1 protein-coding gene is annotated in these 608 nt (G+C 50.0%); it reads left to right on the forward strand.

The annotated features are described in order from the left end of the window. Positions 1 to 608 (forward strand): acyl-CoA thioesterase domain-containing protein (locus tag KIV40_RS30840; protein ID WP_285353099.1); only part of this gene is annotated, 608 nt, incomplete at both ends.

The raw sequence follows: 608 nt of genomic DNA on the forward strand, positions 1-608 counted from the left end.
TCCACAGCTACTTTCTATTTCCGGGCGATCCAGAAAAGCCGATCATCTACGATGTAGAGAACCTGAGAGACGGGCGCAGCTTCAGCACTCGCCGTGTTAAAGCGATTCAAAATGGTCGACCAATCTTCTACCTGACCGCCTCTTACCACGGTGATGCACCCGGCTTTGAGCACCAAAATACCATGCCAGATATTCCAGGCCCTGAGAACTTTGCTTCGGAGACTGAACTGGCTAGCCACATCGCGGAATTTTTACCAGAGAAACTACGTAAAACCTTCTGCGGTGAAAAGCCAATCGAAATGCGTCCTGTAACCGTGGTAAACCCACTCAAGCCAAAGAAAACTGAGCCAAAACAGTACCTATGGGTGCGTGCCAACGGCGAAATGCCCGATAACCACCTGATTCATCAATACCTACTGGCTTACGCTTCTGATTGGGGTTTCTTGGTTACGGCTCTGCATCCGCATGAAGTCTCTTTGATGACACCAAACTTCCAAGTCGCCACGATTGACCATTCCATCTGGTTCCACCGCCCATTCAAAATGGATGAGTGGCTGTTGTACGCTATTGAAAGCCCAACCGCGAGCAACACGCGCGGTTTAGTTCGA

Source organism: Vibrio sp. D173a, from assembly GCF_030248475.1.